Annotated in this window: 17 protein-coding genes; 8 read left to right on the forward strand and 9 right to left on the reverse strand. The window is 58.2% G+C overall.

Annotated features, from left to right (window positions below; all coding sequences use genetic code 11):
• The first annotated feature begins 1 nt into the window (after window position 1).
• The 6 genes from potH (at window position 2) to MKR05_RS19800 (ending at window position 5776) form a co-directional block, all read left to right on the forward strand.
• Window positions 2–955, forward strand: coding sequence for a putrescine ABC transporter permease PotH (gene potH / locus MKR05_RS19775; protein ID WP_004201331.1), 954 nt, complete (start codon window positions 2–4; stop codon window positions 953–955).
• Window positions 952–1797 (forward strand): putrescine ABC transporter permease PotI, encoded by an 846-nt coding sequence (potI, locus tag MKR05_RS19780; protein ID WP_023288984.1) that lies wholly within the window; start codon window positions 952–954, stop codon window positions 1795–1797. Before potH ends, potI begins: the two co-directional genes overlap by 4 nt.
• A 57-nt stretch (window positions 1798–1854) precedes the next feature.
• On the forward strand, window positions 1855–2343 hold the full coding sequence (locus MKR05_RS19785; RefSeq protein ID WP_023288985.1) for a YbjO family protein: 489 nt from the start codon (window positions 1855–1857) through the stop codon (window positions 2341–2343).
• Window positions 2344–2384: 41 nt separating this feature from the next.
• Window positions 2385–3512 (forward strand): 23S rRNA (uracil(747)-C(5))-methyltransferase RlmC, encoded by a 1128-nt coding sequence (gene rlmC, locus MKR05_RS19790; protein ID WP_238875059.1) that lies wholly within the window; start codon window positions 2385–2387, stop codon window positions 3510–3512.
• Window positions 3513–3590: 78 nt separating this feature from the next.
• Complete coding sequence (locus MKR05_RS19795; RefSeq protein WP_023288987.1) at window positions 3591–4307, forward strand: response regulator transcription factor; 717 nt, start codon at window positions 3591–3593, stop codon at window positions 4305–4307.
• Window positions 4304–5776, forward strand: coding sequence for an ATP-binding protein (locus tag MKR05_RS19800; protein ID WP_238875057.1), 1473 nt, complete (start codon window positions 4304–4306; stop codon window positions 5774–5776). Before MKR05_RS19795 ends, MKR05_RS19800 begins: the two co-directional genes overlap by 4 nt.
• Window positions 5777–5860: 84 nt before the next feature.
• Here the strand turns inward: MKR05_RS19800 and artJ are convergent, their stop codons facing one another.
• The 7 genes from artJ to yahO form a co-directional block, all read right to left on the reverse strand.
• Window positions 5861–6592 (reverse strand): arginine ABC transporter substrate-binding protein ArtJ, encoded by a 732-nt coding sequence (gene artJ, locus MKR05_RS19805; RefSeq protein WP_032455247.1) that lies wholly within the window; start codon window positions 6590–6592, stop codon window positions 5861–5863.
• A gap of 183 nt (window positions 6593–6775) precedes the next feature.
• The gene (gene artM / locus MKR05_RS19810) at window positions 6776–7444 is read right to left on the reverse strand and encodes an arginine ABC transporter permease ArtM (protein ID WP_004201338.1); all 669 of its coding nucleotides are present in this window, start codon (window positions 7442–7444) and stop codon (window positions 6776–6778) included.
• A complete protein-coding gene (gene artQ, locus MKR05_RS19815) occupies window positions 7444–8160 on the reverse strand; it encodes an arginine ABC transporter permease ArtQ (RefSeq protein ID WP_023288989.1) in 717 nt (238 codons plus the stop codon). The genes artM and artQ overlap by 1 nt, the downstream gene beginning before the upstream one ends.
• 6 nt (window positions 8161–8166) lie before the next feature.
• The gene (artI, locus tag MKR05_RS19820) at window positions 8167–8898 is read right to left on the reverse strand and encodes an arginine ABC transporter substrate-binding protein ArtI (protein WP_002896390.1); all 732 of its coding nucleotides are present in this window, start codon (window positions 8896–8898) and stop codon (window positions 8167–8169) included.
• A gap of 20 nt (window positions 8899–8918) precedes the next feature.
• Window positions 8919–9647: an arginine ABC transporter ATP-binding protein ArtP gene (gene artP, locus MKR05_RS19825; protein ID WP_032428704.1), complete on the reverse strand. Its 729-nt coding sequence runs from the start codon at window positions 9645–9647 to the stop codon at window positions 8919–8921.
• A 226-nt stretch (window positions 9648–9873) separates the two neighbouring features.
• Window positions 9874–10389, reverse strand: a complete 516-nt coding sequence (locus tag MKR05_RS19830) for a lipoprotein (protein ID WP_023288991.1) — start codon at window positions 10387–10389, stop codon at window positions 9874–9876.
• Between the two features lie 254 nt (window positions 10390–10643).
• Window positions 10644–10916 (reverse strand): DUF1471 family periplasmic protein YahO, encoded by a 273-nt coding sequence (gene yahO, locus MKR05_RS19835; RefSeq protein ID WP_023288992.1) that lies wholly within the window; start codon window positions 10914–10916, stop codon window positions 10644–10646.
• Between the two features lie 361 nt (window positions 10917–11277).
• On the opposite strand from yahO, the gene MKR05_RS19840 reads away from it, so the two are divergent.
• Together MKR05_RS19840 and MKR05_RS19845 are read left to right on the forward strand one after the other, a co-directional pair.
• Window positions 11278–12417 carry a GGDEF domain-containing protein gene (locus MKR05_RS19840; protein WP_044521893.1) on the forward strand — a complete coding sequence of 380 codons (1140 nt, stop codon included), beginning with the start codon at window positions 11278–11280 and terminating at the stop codon, window positions 12415–12417.
• 31 nt (window positions 12418–12448) lie between these two features.
• Window positions 12449–13279 carry an N-acetylmuramoyl-L-alanine amidase gene (locus tag MKR05_RS19845; RefSeq protein ID WP_044521894.1) on the forward strand — a complete coding sequence of 277 codons (831 nt, stop codon included), beginning with the start codon at window positions 12449–12451 and terminating at the stop codon, window positions 13277–13279.
• Here the strand turns inward: MKR05_RS19845 and MKR05_RS19850 are convergent.
• Complete coding sequence (locus MKR05_RS19850) at window positions 13276–14289, reverse strand: NAD(P)-dependent oxidoreductase (protein WP_002896399.1); 1014 nt, start codon at window positions 14287–14289, stop codon at window positions 13276–13278. The genes MKR05_RS19845 and MKR05_RS19850 overlap by 4 nt on opposite strands.
• Before the next feature lie 87 nt (window positions 14290–14376).
• Entirely contained in the window at window positions 14377–15819 is a 1443-nt protein-coding gene (locus tag MKR05_RS19855) for an SDR family oxidoreductase (RefSeq protein ID WP_048297143.1), read from the reverse strand.
• Between the last annotated feature and the right edge of the window lie 7 nt (window positions 15820–15826).

Genomic DNA, 15826 nt, shown 5'->3' on the forward strand with positions numbered 1-15826 from the left:
GATGAGTACCGTTGAATCCCCGTCAGGGGCGAAAAAACCGGGCGGCTTCGCGCTGTGGGCGGCGCGCCTGCAGATGGCGCATGGCCGCAAGCTGGTGATCGCGCTGCCCTATCTGTGGCTGATCCTGTTGTTTATGCTGCCGTTCCTGATCGTGTTCAAGATAAGTCTTGCCGAGATGGCGCGGGCGATCCCTCCCTACACCGATCTGATGGAGTGGGCGGATGGTCAGCTGACGCTGACCCTTAACTTTGCCAACTTCCTGCAGCTGACCGACGATCCGCTCTATTTTGAGGCTTATCTGCAGTCGCTGCAGGTGGCGGGCATCTCGACGCTCTGCTGCCTGCTGCTGGGCTATCCGCTGGCCTGGGCGGTGGCGCACAGCAAGCCGTCGACGCGCAATATTCTGCTGTTGCTGGTGATCCTCCCGTCGTGGACGTCGTTTTTGATCCGCGTCTATGCCTGGATGGGACTGCTGAAAAGCAACGGGGTGTTGAATAACTTCCTGCTGTGGCTAGGGGTTATCGATCAGCCGCTGGAGATCCTGCACACCAACCTGGCGGTATATATCGGTATCGTCTATGCCTATCTGCCGTTTATGGTGCTGCCTATCTACACCGCGCTGACCCGCATCGACTATTCGCTGGTGGAGGCCTCGCTGGATCTCGGCGCCCGGCCGCTGAAGACCTTCTTTCAGGTGATCGTTCCGCTCACCAAAGGGGGGATTATCGCTGGCTCCATGCTGGTGTTTATCCCGGCGGTGGGGGAGTTCGTGATCCCGGAGCTGCTGGGCGGGCCGGACAGCATTATGATTGGCCGCGTGCTGTGGCAGGAGTTCTTTAACAACCGTGACTGGCCGGTGGCTTCGGCGGTAGCGATTGTCATGCTGCTGCTGCTGATCGTGCCGATCATGTGGTTCCATAAGCACCAGCAAAAACAGATGGGAGAGCAGGGATGAACGACTTGCCGGTAGTACGCTCGCCGTGGCGCATTCTGATCCTCGTGCTCGGGTTCACCTTCCTCTATGCCCCGATGCTGATGCTGGTGATCTACTCCTTCAATAGCTCAAAGCTGGTGACGGTCTGGGCCGGGTGGTCAACGCGCTGGTATAGCGAGCTGTTCCACGATGACGCGATGATGAGCGCGGTGGGGCTCAGCCTGACTATCGCCGCCTGCGCGGCGACGGCGGCGGCGATCCTTGGCACCATCGCCGCGGTGGTGATGGTGCGCTTTGGACGTTTTCGCGGCTCCAACGGCTTCGCGTTTATGATCACCGCGCCGCTGGTCATGCCGGACGTGATCACCGGGCTCTCGCTGCTGCTGCTGTTCGTGGCGCTGGGACATGCTATCGGCTGGCCGTCGGATCGCGGGATGCTGACCATCTGGCTGGCGCACGTCACCTTCTGTACCGCCTACGTGGCGGTGGTGATCTCCTCGCGCCTGCGTGAGCTGGACCACTCGATCGAAGAGGCGGCGATGGATCTGGGCGCCGCGCCGCTGAAGGTCTTCTTCGTCATCACGCTGCCGATGATTATGCCAGCGGTGATCTCCGGCTGGCTGCTGGCCTTCACGCTGTCGCTGGATGACCTGGTGATCGCCAGCTTTGTCTCCGGTCCCGGGGCCACGACCTTGCCGATGCTGGTCTTCTCCAGCGTGCGCATGGGGGTCAACCCGGAGATTAACGCCCTGGCGACGCTCATCCTCGGCGTGGTCGGCGTTGTTGGTTTTATCGCCTGGTATTTGATGGCCCGCGCAGAAAAGCAGCGAGTGCGCGATATCCAGCGTGCAAGACAAGGCTGAACCACCTAAAATCGGTACAGCAGCCTCCGGTCGGCGCCACTCTGTGGCGCCGTTTTCATGGAAGACATTACGTTGGGATTGTTTACGAAAACTCGCTCATCGCATGCCCGCCTTAACGTCCCTGCGCTGGTGCAGGTGGCGGCCTTTGCGATTATTTTGATTCGCGGTCTGGATCTGCTGATGATCCTCAATTTGTTGGGCCTGCAGGGGCTGAACGAATTCATACACCGTAGCGTCCAGACCTGGAACCTGACGCTGGTCTTCCTCGGCAGCCTGGCGCTGGTGTTTATCGAAATCTGGTGCGCCTTCTCGCTGGTGAAAGGGCGCAACTGGGCGCGCTGGGTCTATCTGCTGACGCAGATGATAGCCGCCGGCTACCTGTGGGCGGCGTCGCTGGGCTACGGGTATCCGGAGCTGTTCAGTATTCCCGGCGAATCCAAACGGGAGATCTTCCACTCGCTGGTGATGCAAAAACTGCCGGATCTGCTGGTCCTGACGCTGCTGTTTGTGCCAGCGACCTGCCGTCGGTTTTTCCGCCTGCAATAACGGTGATACAATCCCCGCCCCTGGAATTTTGAAGGTCAATTATGCATTGCGCACTCTACGACGTCGGCCGCTGCCGTTCCTGTCAATGGCTGGAACGGTCGGTTCCGCAACAGCTCGCCGATAAAATGGCCGACCTGCGCACGCTGCTGGCGGCAATCCCCGTCGCCGACTGGGGCGAGCCGGTCAGCGGGCCGGAGGCGGCTTTCCGTAACAAGGCCAAAATGGTGGTCAGCGGCAGCGTTGAGCGTCCGCTGCTGGGGATGCTGCACCGCGATGGCACCCCGGTGGACCTCACCGACTGCCCGCTCTATCCCGCCGAGTTTGCGCCGGTGTTTGCCGGCCTGAAGCCCTTTATCGCCCGCGCCGGGTTAACTCCCTACAACGTCGCGCGCAAGCGCGGGGAGCTGAAATATCTGCTGCTGACCGCCAGCCAGCAGGGGGAGATGATGCTGCGCTTTGTGCTGCGCTCAGAGGCCAAGGTGGCCCAGCTGCGCGCCGCGCTGCCCTGGCTGCAGGCACAGCTCCCGCAGCTCAAGGTGATCACGGCGAATATCCAGCCGGTGCATATGGCAATCATGGAAGGCGAACAGGAGATCTTCTTCACCGAACAGCAGGCGCTGGGCGAGGTCTTTAATGAGGTGCCGCTGTGGATCCGTCCGCAAAGCTTCTTTCAGACTAACCCGACGGTAGCCAGCCGGCTGTACGCCACCGCCCGCGACTGGGTGCGCGCGCTGCCGGTCCAGCATATGTGGGATCTGTTTTGCGGCGTCGGCGGTTTTGGCCTGCACTGCGCGACGCCGGCGATGCGCCTGACCGGGATAGAGATTGCCCCGGAAGCGATCGCCTGCGCCAGGCAGTCTGCCGCGCAGCTGGGGCTCGGCAATCTGCATTTTCAGGCGCTGGACTCCACGCGGTTCGCCACGCATGAAGCGGATATCCCGCAGCTGGTGCTGGTCAACCCGCCGCGACGCGGCATTGGCGCTGAACTGTGCGACTATTTAAGCCGCATGGCGCCGCCCTACATTATCTATTCCAGCTGTAACGCCCGCACCATGGCGACCGACATTGCCCGTCTTAGCGGCTATCGCGTCGAGCGGGTCCAGCTGTTTGATATGTTCCCTCATACCGCCCACTACGAAGTGCTGACCCTGCTGGTCCGCGAAGTTTAAACAAAATGTGAAGGCTTTGCGCCGCCGAAATCGGGTAAGCTTGACGCAGCATGTTTTGTTATTGGTGGGGGGAATCTAATGGCCAAAACCATTCTGCTGGTGGAAGATGATGAGGATATAGCCACGCTGCTGCGGCTCAATCTGCAGGATGAGGGCTATCAGATTGTGCATGAGGCCGATGGCGGCCAGGCCCTCGCCCGACTGGAAACGCGGGTCTGGGATGCGGTGATCCTCGATTTGATGCTGCCCGGCGTCGATGGCCTGGAGATCTGCCGGCGCATCCGCCAGATGACCCGCTATCTGCCGGTGATCATCATCAGCGCTCGCACCAGCGAAATGCACCGTGTGCTGGGCCTGGAGATGGGCGCCGACGACTATCTGGCGAAACCCTTTTCGTTACTGGAACTTATCGCCCGCGTTAAAGCGCTGTTTCGTCGCCAGGAGGCGATGGGGCAGAACCTGCTGATGGACGCCGGGCGCCTGTCCTGCCATGGTCTGAGCATCGATCCGTTGTCCCGCGAAGTGAGGCTGCGCGGCGAGATGGTGGACCTCACCCCGCGCGAATTCGAGCTGCTGTATTACTTTGCCCGCCATCCCGGGGAGGTGTTTTCCCGGCTGGCGCTGCTGGAGCAGGTCTGGGGATATCAGCATGAGGGCTATGAGCACACGGTCAATACTCATATCAACCGCCTGCGCAGCAAAATCGAACGTGACCCGGCCGAGCCGGACATCATTCTGACCGTCTGGGGAAAAGGCTATAAGTTCGCCCCGGTGACCCAGGAGGCCGCCCCGTGATCCGCCGACTGAGCCTCAGCCAGCGGCTGGCGCTGGTGGTGGTCTCCCTGCTGATGCTGTGCGCGGCGGCGGTGTGCGCCGTTCAGTTACACAGCAGCGCGCAGTATGGCAACGCCATGGTGCAGCGCCTCTCCGCCGGGCTGGCTCAGCAAATTGTGGCCCGCGAACCGCTGCTGGACGCCCACGGCGAGGTCAACCGGCAAACCCTGAAGTCGCTGTTTGACCGCCTGATGACTTTTAATCCCAGCGTGGAGCTCTATCTGCTGTCGCCGGATGGCGACCTGCTGGCCGATGCGGCGCCGCCGGGCCATATCCAACGCCAGCGGATCGACATGGCGCCGGTACAGGTTTTTCTCACCGGCAGTACGTCGCCGGTGTATGGCGACGATCCCCGCAGCCTTGACGGGCGAAAAGTCTTCAGCGCCGCCCCGCTGCGCGTCAACGGCCAGCTGCGCGGCTACCTGTATATCATTTTGCAGGGGGAGACCTTTAATCAGCTGGCGGCCGACGCCTGGCAAAAAACGCTGTGGAGCATTGTTCTGTGGACCCTGCTGCTGGTGGCCCTGTTTGGTCTGCTGGCGGGAGGCCTGGCATGGTTCTGGGTTACCCGGCCTGTCCGCCAGCTCACCGCCCAGGTGGCGGCGAACGATCGGGACAGCATCAGCGCCATCAAAACCCTGGCGGCCCGCACGCCGGAGCCACAGCCAGGTAACGAGGTAGCGGTCCTTGAGAACCGCTTTATTGACCTTGCCCGGCAGATAGCCGGTCAGTGGGATCGGCTGGCCGACAGCGACCGCCAGCGCCGAGAATTTGTGGCCAATATTTCCCACGATTTGCGCACACCGCTGACTTCGCTGCTGGGGTATCTGGAAACGCTGACTCTGAAGGACGAACGGCTGACCGCCGAGGAGCGCAGGCAGTATCTCACCATCGCCCTGCGCCAGGGCAACAAGGTGCGCCATCTTTCACAGCAGCTGTTTGAGCTGGCGCGACTGGAGCACGGGGGCATTAAGCCGCAGCGCGAGCGTTTCGCGATGGGGGAGCTGATTTCCGACGTGGCGCAGAAGTTTGAACTCACCGCCCGCACGCGCGCGGTGAACCTGCAAATTGATGTGCCGGGGCCGTTGCCGCTGATCAACGCCGATGTGTCGATGATTGAGAGGGTAGTGACCAACCTGCTCGATAACGCGATGCGGCATACTCCCGTCGGCGGGGAGATCCGTCTGGCGGTCTGGCAGGAGAATCAACAGCTCCAGGTTGAAGTGGCAGACAACGGAACGGGCGTCGATGCCGCGCTGCGCGATGATCTGTTCCAGCGGCCGTCGGCGTTGTCTACCCAGGCGTCGCGGGAGGATCGCGGTGGGTTAGGGCTGCTGATTGTGAAACGGATGCTGGAGCTGCATGGGGGCGGGATCCGGCTGGTGGAGTCGGTAAGCGGGGCGCGGTTCAGGTTCTTCGTGCCACTTTGAGAAATTGCCGGGTGGCGGCCACGCCTTACCCGGCTACGGGGACGGAGCAGGCCGGGTAAGCGCAGCGCCCCCCCGGCAAAAAAGTTACTCCGGGAACCACTGGTTGCTGATTTTCTGGTAGGTACCGTCGGCTTTAATCGCCTTCAGCGCGGCGTTCAGTTTCTCCAGCAGCGCCTTGTTATCCGGGCGCACGGCAATCCCAAGGCCGGTGCCGAAGTATTGCGGATCGGTTACTTTCGGCGTGGCTGCCCCCAGCTGCGGGTTGGTTTTCAGCCACTCGTTGACCACCGCCGTGTCGCCGAACACGCCGTCGATACGGCCATTTTTCAGGTCGATAATCGCGTTCTGGTAGCTGTCATAGGCGACGGTCTTCACCTCAGGATGTTTATCCTGCAGATATTTCTGGTGGGTGGTGCCGTTTTCCATGCCGATCCGTTTGCCTTTCAAATCATCGAACGAGTGGAACGCGTCTTTTTTGGCGATCACCAGCGCGGAGTTGGCGTAGTACGGGTCGGTGAAGGCCACCTGCTTGCTGCGTTCCGGCGTAATATCCATTCCGGAAATCACCGCGTCATACTTCTTAAACTTCAGCGCCGGGATCAGGCTGTCAAACGCGTGGTTGGTAAAGGTGCAGTCTGCCTGCATTTGTTTGCACAGCGCATGGGCCAGATCGATATCAAAGCCGACAATCTGGTTATTCGCGTCCATCGATTCAAACGGCGGATAGGTCGCGGACACGCCGAAGCTGATTTTCTCCGCGGCGGCGGCGCCGAAGGTGAACGTGGTGAGCAGTGCAGCCAGAACTAACTTTTTCATCGTGGAACTCCCGTCTGTCAATCTTATGATTATTCGCCGTGTCTGCGGCATAGGGTGACAATGCCATTAAATGAATTTGTATGCAATAAAAATGATTAAATATTTTATTTGATATAAAAAAAGACGGACAGGTATTAGACTTGTCCGTCTTGTTGTTCGCTTATTATGCAAATACGCCAGGCGCTAGTTACGCCGTTCGAAAGCTAGCGCTTTGCGCTCCACCAGGCGCATCAACAGGGTCAGCAACCCGTTGACGATGAGATAAATAATCCCGGCGGCGCCGAACACCATCACGTCGTAGGTCCGTCCGTACAGCAGCTGGCCGTGACCCATCACTTCCATCAGGGTGATGGTGTAGGCCAGAGAAGTACTTTTGAACACCAGCACCACTTCGTTGGAGTAGGACGACAGCGCGCGTTTAAAGGCGTACGGCAGCAGGATCGCCAGGGTATCCTTTTTACTCATCCCCAGCGCGCTGCACGACTGCCATTGCCCGTCGGGGATCGCCCGGATGGCGCCGTAAAACAGCTGGGTGGTATAGGCGGCGCTGTTAAGCGACAGGGCGATCAGGGCGCACAGCCACGGCTCGGAGATAAGATGCCACAGCCATGGATATTCCTGCAGCGAAGGAAACTGCCCGGGGCCATAGTAGATCAGGAAGATCTGCACCAGCAGCGGCGTACCGGTAAACAGGGTGATGTAGCCGCGCACTATCCACACCAGCCCCGGCGTCTTCAGCGTCAGGATAATGGTAAAGATCAGCGACAGGATCAGCGCCACGATAATCGACGCCACGGTCAGCGTCAGGCTGGTATGCAGGCCTTTCAGCAGTTCGGGTAAGTAGTCGAGCATCAGCCTGGTCTCCGTTCGAAGCGCGTCGCACGCTGGTCAATCCGCTTAAGGATGTATTGACTCAACAGGGTGATGACGAGATAGATTGCCGCGGCAATGATATACCAGTTAAAGGGCTCCTGAGTGCGGGTGGCGATGCTTTTGGTCTGCAGCATCAGATCGTTGACGCTGATCAGGCTCACCAGCGCGGTGTCCTTCAGCAGCACCAGCCACTGGTTGCCGAGACCGGGCAGGGCATGGCGCCACATCTGCGGCATCACCAGGCGGAAGAAAATGGCCGCTTTCGACAGCCCCAGCGCCTGGCCGGACTCCCACTGACCCTGCGGAACGGCTTTCAGCGCGCCGCGCAGCGTTTGCGAGGCGTAGGCGGCATACAGCAGCGACAGGGCGATCGCCCCGCAGAGGAACGGACTGACGTCAAAGTTCTCAATCTGCATCTGCACCGGGATCTGCGTGAACCCGAGCGGGATGGTAAAACCGTCAGAGAGCGTCAGCAGCAGCTGGGAAGAGCCGAAATAGATAAACAGCACCACCAGAATTTCCGGTAGGCCGCGCAGAATGGTCACAATGCCGGTTGCAAGCCAGGCTACCGGGCGCCATTTCACTGACTCCAGTACCGCGAAGAGCATCGCCAGGACGAGGCCGATGGCGAGCGCGCAAACGGCAAGGCCGACGGTCATCCCGGCGGCGCTTGCTAATGGAAAAATTTCGTTCATTCAGTCTTACTTCTGGAACCATTTGTTATAGATGGTCTGGTAAGTGCCGTCTTTCTTCACTTTTTCCAGCGCAGCGTTAAATTTCTGCTGCAGGTCGGTGTTGCCCTGACGCACGGCAATGCCCAGCCCGGTGCCGAAATAGGCTTTGTCGGTCACTTTATCGCCCACGGCCGCCAGCTTCGGATTGCTCTTCAGCCATTCGGTGACCACGGCGGTATCACCGAAGACCGCGTCAATACGACCGTTCTGCAGATCCAGCTTCGCATTCTGGTAGCTGTCGTAAGGCACGGTGGTGATTTCCGGATGTTTATCCGTGATAAATTTCTGGTGGGTGGTGCCGTTCTGTACGCCCACTTTTTTGCCCTTCAGCTGGTCAATGCTGGTGAACTTGCCCTGCTGACCGACGAACAGCGCCGAGTTGTCATAATACGGGGTGGAGAACAGGACCTGCTTTTCACGCTCAGGCGTGATGTCCATCCCGGCCATGACCGCGTCGAAACGGCGGAATTTCAGGCCCGGGATCAGGCTGTCAAAGGCCTGGTTGGTAAAGGTACAGGTGGCGTCGATCTCTTTACACAGCGCGTTAGCCAGATCCACATCGAAACCGACGATCTGGTTGTTGGCATCCACCAGCTCAAACGGAGGGTAGGAGGCCTCGGTGGCGAAACGAATGGTTTGCGCGGCGGAAGCGGAGAGGCTCATGCCTGCGAGCAGGGCGGCAATCAGTACTTTTTTCATCGTCATTTCCCCGAAAAACATCAGTGTGAAAGATAGTTTTTAAACGCGTCAGTTTGCGGATGCGTGAAGCAGGAGGCATCCCCTTGCTCGACGATATGGCCATTTTCCATATACACCACCCGGCTTGCCGTCTTGCGCGCCACTTCAACTTCATGGGTGACGATAACCTGGGTGATGCCGGTTTCAGCCAGCTCGCGGATGATGCTAACGATCTGGGCGGTGATTTCCGGGTCGAGCGCCGCGGTAGGCTCATCGAACAGCAGAACCTGCGGCTCCATCATCAGCGCGCGGGCGATCGCCACACGCTGCTGCTGACCGCCGGATAAATGCAGCGGGTAACGATCGCTGTAGGGCTTCAGACGCAGGCGCTCCAGCAGCTTCTCTGCGCGAGCCAGCGCCTGATCCTTGCTTAACCCCAGTACGCGACAGGGGGCCTCGATCAGGTTCTGCTGTACCGTCAGGTGCGGCCACAGGTTGTACTGCTGAAAGACCATGCCGACGTTCTGCCGCAGTTCGCGAATCGCTTTATCGGACGGCGCTCTGGTGAAGTCGAAATGGTTACCGGCGATGGTTAATGAACCGGAACGAGGCATCTCCAGCAGGTTGAGTACGCGCAGCAGCGAGCTCTTCCCGGCACCGCTGGGGCCGAGCAGCACCAGCGTTTCCCCCTGCGGGCAATCCAGCGTGATGTCGAACAGCGCCTGGTGCGCGCCGTAGAAGCAATTAATGCCGTTTAGTTTAATACTCATCTGGGCAGTCTGATACGAATAGCTATTGAGGCCGCAAATACTACCTTTGGCAGAATAGTTATGCAATATTTATGCGTTAAAAGTTAAATCTAAACCACGTTTAGCTTTAAAGTTAGCACAAAATATTGCCTGGTGGGTGAGGGGGGAGTAAATGTCGGCATTCTCGGGGCGAATACCGACATTTTACCGGGGTTATCGTTTCAGCGACGTCGCTTCAACTCCGGAACTAACGTTTCTCCAGACTCTGTCGTAACGTCCCGGCCGGCGCGTGGCTGTTGTTGCCGAGATAGCGAACGTCATCGACGGCCCAGCACTGGCCTTCCTGGATCATCAGCACTTCGTCTTTCCAGCTCTGGGTTCCCTGCTTTAGCTCCACGCGCAGCGGAATGTTGCGCGCATCGCGATTAGGGATGGTTGAGGCGCTGGCGACGACGGCGCTGTCCGCCGGGGTGCTGCTGCTCGAGAACAGGTTAGCCTGCAGCAGTTTGCTGTTGGCCGGATCCTGACGGGCGTCATTGAGTAACTTCGCCAGGCCGTCGCTGAGATAGGGGCGCAGCGCCGCCGGATCCTGCGTACGGTTCTGGAGCTGGGTGTCGTAGAATTTTTGCGCTACGTCGTCAGGGCCGCCTTCGACACAGGGGCCGCTGCGGGTGCCATTATCTTTATAGGCCGGGGTGACGGTCGTACAGGCGCTGAGCGCCAGCGCGCAAGGGAGAAGTGCTGCAAGAAGTTTGTAGCGCATGATGATTTCCTTATAAGCGAACTACGTTTTCAGTTTCCGTTAAAGCATAGCGTATAGCGTGCGGATTGTACTTGACGCAAAGAGCTAAGTCCTTGATGTGACTACGGCCTTAGGGCAGGACATCGACAGGGGAGATCGCTGTATGATATTAAGGCAGGAAAATCTGGGGGCCGTTTAAAAATTAACAGACTTTTTGGGCAAACAAGAAACATTACCCGGGCAATATGATAATGTTTCTTGAAATATAAGATTAATTACTTCTTCTTATAGATGTTAGCGGAGATGTGCAGTTTTTTATCGGTATTACCGGAAGAGAGCACGATAACGTCTGCGCCTTTCTCATCGGCCTTTTTAATCAGTTCTTCACGGGCATCGCTGGGTGCAGTCTGACCGGTAGAAGAAATGGTACCGATTTTAGTATATTGCGTATGGACCTTATCGAAGGCTTCTTTCGTTAAAATTTCTGCAGAGAAGGCGTTCGCCGTTAAAAACAATGCTGCACCTGCCACTAAAGCTGCATATTTCATATTTTTAGACTCCATTGTTTATCTTGCTATCATCATGCTCTTGTTTTATCTCACCAATGAGCGGTTTCAGATTGTACTAACACCGTTTTTTTTTCAAGTGGAATACTGCAATTTTATGACGGTTAGTTAACTCTTTTTTAAAGAAAAGATGACGTATTTCGCATTGATAATGCTTGCTTTTTTTTGCCGGATACACATAGGGAGAGGACCAGACCCTTTTCATCTGACGTTAGCAGAAAATCAGCTTAAGGCGCCGGGGCAGAAAGGGGGGCAGCGTTGACAGACATTCCCGGAAACATGGTTTATCATAAAGCAAAGCAGGGTCTGCGCCCATGGTCATGCAGGTCACCAGGGAGATAAGATGTTAACAAATAAGCAAGAGGGCGTCCGCCAGCTGCGAACCGAGCTGTGGGCCACCAGAGATAATGTCCAGCGCCATGCGCTATCCATGAGTATGCCCTGGCTGGCCTTTGTCAATATCGCTTTTGCGTTAATGGTTTTCTTCCGCAATTTTATCTTTACTCATTTTGATAAGAAGCTGTTAACGCACCAGGCGGTTATTCCTTATGTCGAAGTCGCGCTGATCGCGGTTATTATTATTTCGGTAATTTTAGCCATTATTGCCGTCACGCCGCGCCTGGCGCAGGGGCGCTATACGTTGAGTATTATCACCGGCCTGCAGCTGGCACTCAGCCTGTGCTGGTCCCTGAGTAATTACTGTTTTATCTTTTTCTGGACACTGCCCTTCGCCTGGCCGCTGCTGGTGATATTAATGACCACCGGCCTCGCCGCGCTGTATCACCATTGGCCCGGCATTATCGCTTTTATGCTTCCGCTATGGGGAACCGCCTTGCTGGCGGGTATACAGAACCACCCTCACACTGAGGTCCGCTTTTTGATCCTGTGGGGCATTTTTACGGCGATTTTACTCTATGGCAGGCGTATTCTTAAGCGCTGGTATGATGAGGCCTGGAAGACGCATCAGGAAAATATGCGGCTTATTCAGCGGCTGGAAAGTATTGCCAACCAGGATGCATTAACCGGGACCGCGAATCGCCGGGCGCTGAATGCCTATCTGGCGGAGATTTGGCAGCAAAAAACGCCGTTGGCGCTGATGATGATCGACGTCGATTACTTTAAGCGTTACAACGACCACTATGGCCATCAGGCTGGCGACGATTGCTTATCGACTGTCGCCCAGGTGCTTAAAATGGCGGTACGGGCAGAGGGCGATCTGGTCGCCCGCTACGGCGGCGAAGAGTTTGTCATCGCGCTGCCGGGGGTTTCCTTAGCGCGAGCCACCTCCATTGCCGAGCGCATTCAGCAGAAAATTAGCGAGGCGGCGATCCCCCATGAGGCTTCGGCGGTGGCCTCGGTGGTGACCGTCAGTATGGGGGTCGTCGCCTCCGACGGCACGGTTCCGATGGAGACGCTGATCGCCCGGGCGGACAGCGCGCTGTACCAGGCGAAAAATAAAGGACGAAATCGATGGTCTTATTAACCCGGAGACGCTGCCGGGCAAGGATGAAAGAATGACACGGATTGCGCTGATCGCGCTGCTGGCGTTACTGCTAAGCGGCTGTGCCGGCGAAAAAGGGATTATCGATCGCGATGGATACCAGCTGGACATCCGCCATCCGGCGCAGGCGGCCTATCCGCGAATAAAAGTGCTGGTGATCCACTATACGGCAGACAACTTTGATACTTCTCTGGCGACCCTGACCGATAAAGAGGTCAGCTCCCACTATTTAATTCCTGAACAGCCGCCGCGCCACCATAATAAACCGCGGATCTGGCAGCTGGTGCCGGAAGAGGATCTGGCCTGGCACGCCGGTGTAAGCTACTGGCGCGGCAGCACGCGCATCAACGATACTTCCATCGGTATTGAACTGGAAAACCGCGGCTGGCAGAAGACCGCGGGAGGTAAAAGCTTTACCCCCTTTCACCCGGAACAGATCGCGGCCCTGATCCCGCTGGCGCGCGATATTATCACCCGCTACCACATCGCGCCGCAGAACGTGGTGGCCCATGCCGATATCGCCCCGCAGCGCAAAGACGATCCGGGGCCGTTGTTCCCCTGGCAACAGCTGGCGCAGCAGGGGATTGGCGCCTGGCCGGACGAGCAGCGGGTGGCTTTTTATCTGAACGGGCGGCCGCCCAGTGAGCCAGTGGACCCTGAGGAGGTGCTGGATTTGCTGGCGCGCTACGGCTATCAGGTCACGCCGGAGATGACTCCCGCGCAGAAGAAACGGGTAATTATCGCCTTCCAGATGCACTTCCGCCCCCAGCGCTGGGATGGCGTAGCGGATGCGCAAACCGAAGCGATAGCCGAGGCGCTGTTAGAGAAATATGGCCAGGGTTAGCGGTGAAGTTTACCGTGGTCGCGTAACCAGGCGGCGGTACGCACAATCCCGTCGTCCAGCGTCACCACCGGCTGATAGCCCAGCTCATCCTGCGCGCGCGTGATATCGAGCGTAAAATCAAAATTAAGTTTAGAGACGCCGTAGTGGGTAAAGGCCGGCTCTTTGGCCGTTTTATCGCCAAAACGCTCCATGCTGCGGGCGATAATATCCAGCATCGGGTAGGGAACTGAACGGATCCGGCATTTGATGCCCAGCTCATCGATCAGTTTCTGCACGATGCTGCGCAGGGTGCGCGGTTCGCCATTGCTGATATTCCACGCGCGGGCGGAGGGAAGATGATCGCAGGCAGGCTGGCTCGCCAGCCACATCGCGTGGACGGCATTTTCATAATAGGTCATATCGACCAGCGCGCTGCCGCCCCGCGGCAACAGGACGCTGCCGTAGTGCTGCATCATTTGCGCCAGCCGGGGAATAAAGACTTTATCGTGCGGCCCGAACAGGCTCTGCGGGCGCAAAATGGTAAAACGGGTGTGCGGGTTGGCCTGCGCCAGCAGGTTGATCACCTCTTCGCTGGCCGCCTTGCTGCGGGCAAACTCATTGGCGAAGCGGTGCGGGCGGAAATCTTCCTGAATATCGCGATGGTGGTGATAATCAAAATAGAGCGAGGGCGAAGAGATATGGACGAAATTGCGTACGCCCCATGCTACCGACCATTCGCCGAGGCGGCGGGTGGCGCGGACGTTAGCGAGATCGAAAGCCTGTTGCGTGCCCCAGGGCGAGGTGAAACTTGAGCAGTGCCACAGGGTATCGATACCGGCGAGCATCACTTTAGCCTGCGAAGAGACCAGCTCGGTTAAATCTGCCGGGATGAATTCCGCCCCCATTTTGCTCAGAAGCTTACCCATCGCTTCGTTGCGCCCGGTCGCTCGCACGCTGATGCCCTTGTTGCGCAGATATTCCACTGCGTTGCGGCCTAATCCGCTGGTCGCACCGGTAACCAGTACCTTCATATTACTCTACTGTCCCAGAAAAGAATTTCGTGCGCATTTTTCCGTGATTCTCCCGACTATGCAATGAGAATCATGAAAGAATAATGCTTATCCTTCGACTCTGCCTGAGATTTGTTCGGCCAACCGGGCGATGCGTTGCGCCATACCGCGGAAAATAAACAGGTGCGCCGGGATCATCAGCAGCCAGTAGACCAGGCCCGGCATACCGTGCGGGTGCCACCAGGCGCGGACGTCCAGTTCACGACGATCGCCTTTATCGTTAATGGTAAAGCTTAACCGGCCCAGTCCCGGCGCTTTCATGCCGAACAGCAGAGTGAGCTGTTTTTCTTCCTCCACGATAATCACCTTCCAGCTGTCGACCGTATCGCCGGTCTGCAGATAGTCGCGCTGCGGTCGCCCTTTGGCCAGCCGGTGGCCGACCAGCAGATCCATCGCGCCGCGGGTTTTCCACAGCAGATTGCCGAAAAAATAACCCTCTTTACCGCCGATTTGGTTAACGACCTGCCACAGGGCTTTGCGGCTCGCCTGAGTGGTGATGGTGCAGCCTGCCTGTTTCGGATAATAGCCATACTCCGGTCGCCAGCGGGCGAAAGCCTGGGCGTCGTAGCCCCAGTCGCTGGAGTTTACCAGCTGCTCTTCTTCTTTCAGGGTGCGGCGAACCGCCTGATCGAAGGGGACCAGCGTTTGCGGGATCAGCGCCCGCAGCGTCCGGTCATCGGCGATCAGATCGTGCTTCAACCCCTGAATTAGCGCTTTGGCGATGGTCGGCGGCACCGAGGTGATGACATTGAGGAACCACACCGAGATCCAGCGCGTCGGCAGGGGAATCGGAATGAGCGGGCGGTGTTTGCCGCTGACGGCCATAAAGCGAATGAACTGCTGCTGATAGCTTAACACCTCCGGACCGGCGGCTTCGAAGACGCGGTGCGCGTCGGAAGGATGATTCAGTAGCTCAACGAGGTCAACGAGCAGGTTTTCCAGCGCGACAGGGGTGGTACGCGAACGCACCCAGCGCGGGGGGGTCAGCACCGGCAGGTTATAGACCATGTCGCGCATCACCTCGAAGGCGGCGGAGCCGGCGCCGACGATAATTCCGGCCCGCAGCTCGGTTACCGGCACGCCCGACTCGCGCAGGAGATCGCCGGTGACCTGACGAGCGCGCAGATGGTCGGACTGCTCCTGCGCTGGAGCCTGCAGCGAGCTGAGAAAAATAATCTGACGCACCGGCGTCTGGCGCAGGGCATCGCGAACATGCGTCGCCACCCGACGCTCATGGGCGATAAAATCGCCGCCTTCGCCCATGCCGTGTACCAGATAGTAAAGGGTATCGATACCTGTGAGCAGCGCAGGCAGAGCCTGCGGCTGATTGAGATCGACTGACCGGCAGGTGACGCCGGGCAAAGCGAGTTTTTGCAGTCGGTCGGTATGGCGCGCCGCCGCCAGCACCGGATAACCCCGCGCGCTTAATTCGCGGACTAAATGTTGACCAATATAGCCGCTGGCGCCGAGCACCAAAACCGATTGCGACACGCCTGAC

It is taken from the genome of Klebsiella sp. K5-204 (assembly GCF_030128585.1).
Lineage (GTDB): Bacteria > Pseudomonadota > Gammaproteobacteria > Enterobacterales > Enterobacteriaceae > Klebsiella > Klebsiella quasipneumoniae.